Origin of the sequence: Arthrobacter sp. 2YAF22_2 (assembly GCF_052114645.1) — a bacterium.
Lineage (GTDB): Bacteria > Actinomycetota > Actinomycetes > Actinomycetales > Micrococcaceae > Arthrobacter.
Genome location: NZ_JBFRFD010000271.1, coordinates 1 through 5,051, shown reverse-complemented (window position 1 = coordinate 5,051; position 5,051 = coordinate 1). Strand labels below are relative to the sequence as shown.

General features: G+C 68.9%; 5 protein-coding genes. 3 read left to right on the top strand and 2 right to left on the bottom strand.

The features are described from left to right. Window positions 1–78: 78 nt before the first annotated feature. A complete protein-coding gene (locus AB4Y86_RS11905; RefSeq protein ID WP_441402435.1) occupies window positions 79–585 on the bottom strand; it encodes a DUF2004 domain-containing protein in 507 nt (168 codons plus the stop codon). Between the two features lie 98 nt (window positions 586–683). Between AB4Y86_RS11905 and AB4Y86_RS11900 the strand changes: the two genes are divergently transcribed. Continuing rightward, window positions 684–2,087, top strand: coding sequence for an aldehyde dehydrogenase family protein (locus tag AB4Y86_RS11900; RefSeq protein ID WP_441402434.1), 1,404 nt, complete (start codon window positions 684–686; stop codon window positions 2,085–2,087). Window positions 2,088–2,139: 52 nt separating this feature from the next. Here the strand turns inward: AB4Y86_RS11900 and AB4Y86_RS11895 are convergent, their stop codons facing one another. After that, window positions 2,140–3,060: a LysR family transcriptional regulator gene (locus AB4Y86_RS11895; RefSeq protein WP_441402436.1), complete on the bottom strand. Its 921-nt coding sequence runs from the start codon at window positions 3,058–3,060 to the stop codon at window positions 2,140–2,142. A gap of 171 nt (window positions 3,061–3,231) precedes the next feature. Between AB4Y86_RS11895 and AB4Y86_RS11890 the strand changes: the two genes are divergently transcribed. Together AB4Y86_RS11890 and AB4Y86_RS11885 are read left to right on the top strand one after the other, a co-directional pair. Further along, window positions 3,232–4,692, top strand: a complete 1,461-nt coding sequence (locus AB4Y86_RS11890) for an NAD(P)/FAD-dependent oxidoreductase (RefSeq protein WP_441402433.1) — start codon at window positions 3,232–3,234, stop codon at window positions 4,690–4,692. After that, window positions 4,689–5,030 carry a DUF1365 family protein gene (locus tag AB4Y86_RS11885; protein WP_441402432.1) on the top strand — a complete coding sequence of 114 codons (342 nt, stop codon included), beginning with the start codon at window positions 4,689–4,691 and terminating at the stop codon, window positions 5,028–5,030. The genes AB4Y86_RS11890 and AB4Y86_RS11885 overlap by 4 nt, the downstream gene beginning before the upstream one ends. Window positions 5,031–5,051: the final 21 nt, after the last annotated feature.

The window sequence follows — 5,051 nt, the reverse complement described above, 5'->3', positions numbered from 1 at the left end:
GCGTCGTACGTTCTATCCATCCACTGCTGAGTAACCGCCCTTTTGACCCCTCAAAAGGGCCGCTACGGAGCACTCGATTCAGGATTCCCAGACGATCTCGTCGTCGACGACGCCGTCCTCGTCCGCGGAGGCCACCAGCACCTCGTCGGTGAAGTGCGCGCCGAGGGTGAAATCGAGGACGAAGTAGCGCTCCGGCTGGCCGGGGAAGATGCCCACATGGCCGAGCTTCAGGGCCTTCAGGAAGACCTGCGTGGTGAGCTGGGACCGATCTTGCACCCCGAAGATCTGACGCAGCGTCTCGGGCTTCAGCGCGTTGCAGTGGAAGCGCAGGTATTCCTGCGGGCTGGTGCCTTCCTGCTCCAGCTCCTCGGCGATCATTTCGCGGACCTGGTCGACCACCTCGGGCAGGAAGCGCAGCCGGTAATCGACCTTGTGCAGCGCCGCCTCGTCGAAGTGGTCGTGCGCGTTCACGGTCAGGTCAAGTTCCAGGGTCTGGCCCGCCAGTTCGTGTTTAGCGGCGAAATTATGGTCACGGCCGTGGTTGAGCTCGATCTGTCCAAAGTGCTGGCTCGCTACCTTGCTCATATCTTCAACATAGTCCTCAAGACAGGCACCTTCCAGCATTCCCGGCATTTATCCGATACCGGCCCCCGGGCACGCCGGGCGCCCGGTACATTGATCGGATGCAAACTGTTGCCGCCGCCGTCGCCCGTGCCCGCGAAGTGTTTGACAGCGGAACCACCCGCCCGCTGGCCTGGCGGCTGGAGCGGCTCGGCAGCCTGCGGCGGATGCTGGTGGACCGCCGCCGGGAGTTCGCCGCGGCGCTGGCCAGCGATCTGGGGAAGCACGAAACGGAGGCGCAGCTGACGGAAATCGGGTTCGTCACCGCGGAAGCCGCGCACCTGGAGAAGCACCTTGAAGCCTGGCTCCGTCCCCGGCCGGTGTCCGTGCCGCTGGCTGTGCAGCCGGCGAAGGCCTGGACCGAACTCACCCCGCTGGGTGTGGTGCTGGTGATCGGACCGTGGAACTACCCGCTGCAGTTGCTGCTGGCGCCGCTGGCCGGAGCCCTGGCCGCCGGCAACACCGTGGTGCTCAAACCCAGCGAACACGCCCCCGCCACGTCCGCCGCCCTGGCCCGCTGGGTCCCGGAATACCTGCCGGGGGCGGCGGAGGTCATTGAGGGCGGGATCCCCGAGACCACCGAGCTGCTGGCGATGCGCTTTGACCACATCTTCTTCACCGGCGGGGAGGTGGCCGCCAAGGTGGTGCTGCGCGCTGCCGCCGAGGACCTGACCCCGGTGACCCTGGAGCTGGGCGGCAAATCCCCGGCCTACGTCGACGCCTCCACGGACTTGGCCAAGGCGGCCAAGCGGCTGGCCTGGGGCCGGTTCATGAACGCCGGGCAGACCTGCGTGGCACCGGACTACATCCTCGCCACCGAGGACGTGCTGGTGCCGCTGGAACGCGAGCTGGTCAAGGCCATCGCGGCGCTGTTCGGGCCGGATTCGGCGCGCAGCGACTCCTACGGCCGGATCGTCAATGACCGGCACTTCGACCGGCTCGCGGCGCTCGCGGACGGGAGCACCGTGGTCCACGGTGGCGAGCGCGACGCCGCCAGCCGGCATTTCGCCCCGACCCTGCTCCGGCCTGCCCCCGGCGACGCCGTGATGGGCGAGGAGATCTTCGGTCCGCTGCTGCCCTTGGTCCCGGTCAGCGGCCGGGACGAGGCGATCCGGATGATCAACGCCGGGGCCAAGCCGCTGGCCCTCTACGTGTTCAGCGACGACGCCGACACCCGCCGCGCGTTCTCCGAACAGACCTCCTCCGGGGCGCTATGCTTCGACGTCCCGGCCGCGCACCTGACAGTGCCCGGGCTGCCATTCGGCGGAGTGGGCGGCAGCGGCATGGGCGCCTACCACGGCGAGCATTCGCTCCGGACTTTCTCGCACGAACGCGCCACCCTGTCCAAGCCGCTCTGGCCCGAGACTCTGGCGCTGATCTACCCGCCCTACACCAAGGCCAAACACCGGATCATCAGCACCCTCGTGGCGCCGCCCGGGAAGAAGCCGAAGCGCGGCAAGCGGTAGCGCACCCGGCCAGCACGCGGCCGCGCAGCCCGAGCCGGCGCAGCCCTGGACTTCAGTCCCGGCGCGTGGTGCCGAGCTTGTGGAGCGTGTCGGACAGCAGTTCCACGAACAGCTGGACCTGCGCTGTCTGCTGTTCCTTGGGCAGCAGGGCGAACACGTTGCGGGCCAGCCGGATCTCGGGGACGTCCAGCACCACCACGCCCGCGGGCCGGTGCAGCAGGGCCAGTTCGGGGACCAGCGCCGCGCCGAGTCCGGCGGCGGCCATTTCCAGGCTGGCGTGGAAGTCGTCGCTGTAGGCCACTACGCGCGGGTGCAGGTTGCAGCTGGCGAAGAGCCGTTCGATCACGGTGGCGTCGGAGGTTCCGGGGTGGTGCATGATCCAGGGCATCTCGGACAGGTGGTCGGCGGCCACCTTGGACTCCGGGCCGATGCCCCAGCCAGCGGGCAGCACCACCCGGAAGTCGTCGTCGCCGATCCACTGCCGGTTGACGGTATGCGGCCAGGCGAGCCCGGACTGCCCCACCTGGTACACGAGGGCGACGTCGAGCTCGCCGCCGGTGCGCAGGCCCTGGATGGTCTGGCCCGGCTCGGCCACGGAGACTCGCAGCTCGATGCCCAGGTTCTTCCACGCCGGGTTCTGCAGGATCCGGGGGAGGACGTAGGTGGCCAGGGACGGGAAGATGCCCAGCCGGAGCTCCTGGCCGGCGCTGTCCCGGGTGCGGGCGGCCGCCGCCATCAGCGCGTCGATATCGGTGAGGACCTTGGCCGCGTGCCGGGTCATCACGACGGCGGCGTCCGTGGGATGGATACTGCGGGCCGAGCGCTGGAACAAGCCCACCCCGGTGTCCCGTTCCAGGGCGGACATCTGCTGCGACACCGCGGAGGCCGTGTAGCCCAGCCGTGTGGCGGCAGCCGCGAACGAGCCCAGCCGGACCACTTCCACCAGCGTTCGGAGGTGCACGGGGTTGATCAACGGCTGCCCTTCGGTGGTTACGGTGAGGCGGGAGCGGAATCCCGCTTCATTCTGGCACATTGGTTTCTGGCAGCTGGCGGAAAATCGCACTCATCCGGATGCCGAGCGGTGACGAATTGCCCCTAAGAAGATTCATCCGGACAATTCAGGCGAAGCAACAGGAGCAGACCAGTGCAGCAAGCAGCAGGCATCCCGGAAGGACGGCGCGTTGCCGTGATTGGAAGCGGGGTGGCCGGACTCACCGCCGCCTACATCCTGAACCGGCGTGACCAGGTGACGGTGTTCGAGGCGGATGCACGCCTCGGCGGCCACGCCCACACCCACGACGTTCCCCAAGCGGACGGCTCCATGTTGGGTGTGGACACCGGCTTCATCGTGCACAACGAACGGACCTACCCGACGCTGCTGCGGCTCTTCAAGGAACTGGGCGTGCAGACCCAGGACTCGGAAATGAGCATGTCCATCCGCTGCGACGGCTGCGGGCTGGAATACGCCGGGGCCCGGGCCGGTGCGCGCGGCATCATTCCCAATGTCTCCACCTTGCTGCGCGGCCGCTACCTGCTGATGCTGCTGGAGGTCACCCGGTTCTACCGCCGGGCCCGCGCCCTGCTCGCCGAAGCGGACGCCGCCGAAGCGGACGCCGCCGAAGCCGGCGCCGCCGGGGCAAAGCCCCGCAGGGGAAGGACGACGGCGGGTACCCCGGCTGCCGAGCTGACGCTCGGCGAGTTCCTGGACCGCGAGAAATTCAGCAGCTACTTCATCGTGCACTTCATGACCCCGGTGGTGAGCGCCGTCTGGTCCTGCGACCCGACCACCGCGCTGGCCTACCCGGCACGCTACCTCTTCACCTTCCTGGGCCACCACGGACTCCTGGGGGTCAAGGGTTCCCCGCAGTGGCGCACGGTCACCGGCGGCTCGCGCAGCTACGTGGACAAGCTCGCCGCGACGCTGCCGGATATCCGGCTGTCCAGCCCGGTGACCCGCGTCCGCCGCGCCGCCGGCGGGGTGGAGATCACCACCCAGCAGCGCACCGGAAAGCATGGGGCAGGAAACGAGAGCACCGAATACTTCGACGCCGTCGTGATCGCCACCCACCCGGCGCAGGCGCTGCGGATGCTGGAGGACGCCTCGCCCGCCGAGCGGGACGCTCTGGCCGGCATGCCGTACTCGGTCAACCACACCGTCTTCCACCGCGATGATGCCGTATTGCCCGCCAGCGAGAACGCCAAGGCCTCCTGGAACTACCGGCTGCCCTCCTGCGACGCCCGCCCGGACCGGGTCCTGGTCAGCTACGACATGACCCGGCTGCAGCGGCTGGAACCAGCGGACGGCAAGCGCTACATCGTCAGCCTCGGCGAGTCGGAGCTGATCGGCGACGGCACCGTTTTGGAGCGCATGGTCTACGAACACCCGCAATACACCCCGGCCTCGCTGCGTGCCCAGCAGCAGATCCAGGGCCTGGGCGACGACAGCCTGGCGTTCGCCGGCGCGTACCACGGCTGGGGTTTCCACGAGGACGGTGCCCTGTCCGGCGTCCGTGCCGCGGCCAGGCTGGGACGCGAGTGGGAGCCTGCCGCTATTTCCGAACTGCAGGCACCCGAACTGCAGACAGCTGCCCTGGAGGGCGCATGAGCAGCAACGCAGCCATCTACCGCACCTCCATCGCTCACGTGCGGCGCACCCCGCTGCGCAACGCCTTCACCTACCGCAGCTACAGCTGGTACGTCGACGTCGACGCCCTCCCCGCGCTGCCGCGCTGGCTCGCCCCGCTGGCCAGATTCTCCGCCGCCGACCACCTGGGCGACCCGGACGGAACGCTGCGCGGCAACGTCGAACGGTACCTCGGCACCCAGGCCATCACGCTCGACGGCGGCCGGATCACCATGCTGGCCAGCGCACGCGTCCTCGGCCACGTTTTCAACCGCCGATGCTCACCAGCCAGGCGGCGATCATGGGGCCGAGGTCCTTGAACCGGGGAAACTGTACTGGCC

Bases quoted from the DNA above. Each gene is read 5' to 3' on its own strand.
- AB4Y86_RS11905 (WP_441402435.1), bottom strand. From the start codon at position 585: ATGAGCAAGGTAGCGAGCCAGCACTTTGGACAGATCGAGCTCAACCAC.
- AB4Y86_RS11900 (WP_441402434.1), top strand. From the start codon at position 684: ATGCAAACTGTTGCCGCCGCCGTCGCCCGTGCCCGCGAAGTGTTTGAC.
- AB4Y86_RS11885 (WP_441402432.1), top strand. From the start codon at position 4,689: ATGAGCAGCAACGCAGCCATCTACCGCACCTCCATCGCTCACGTGCGG.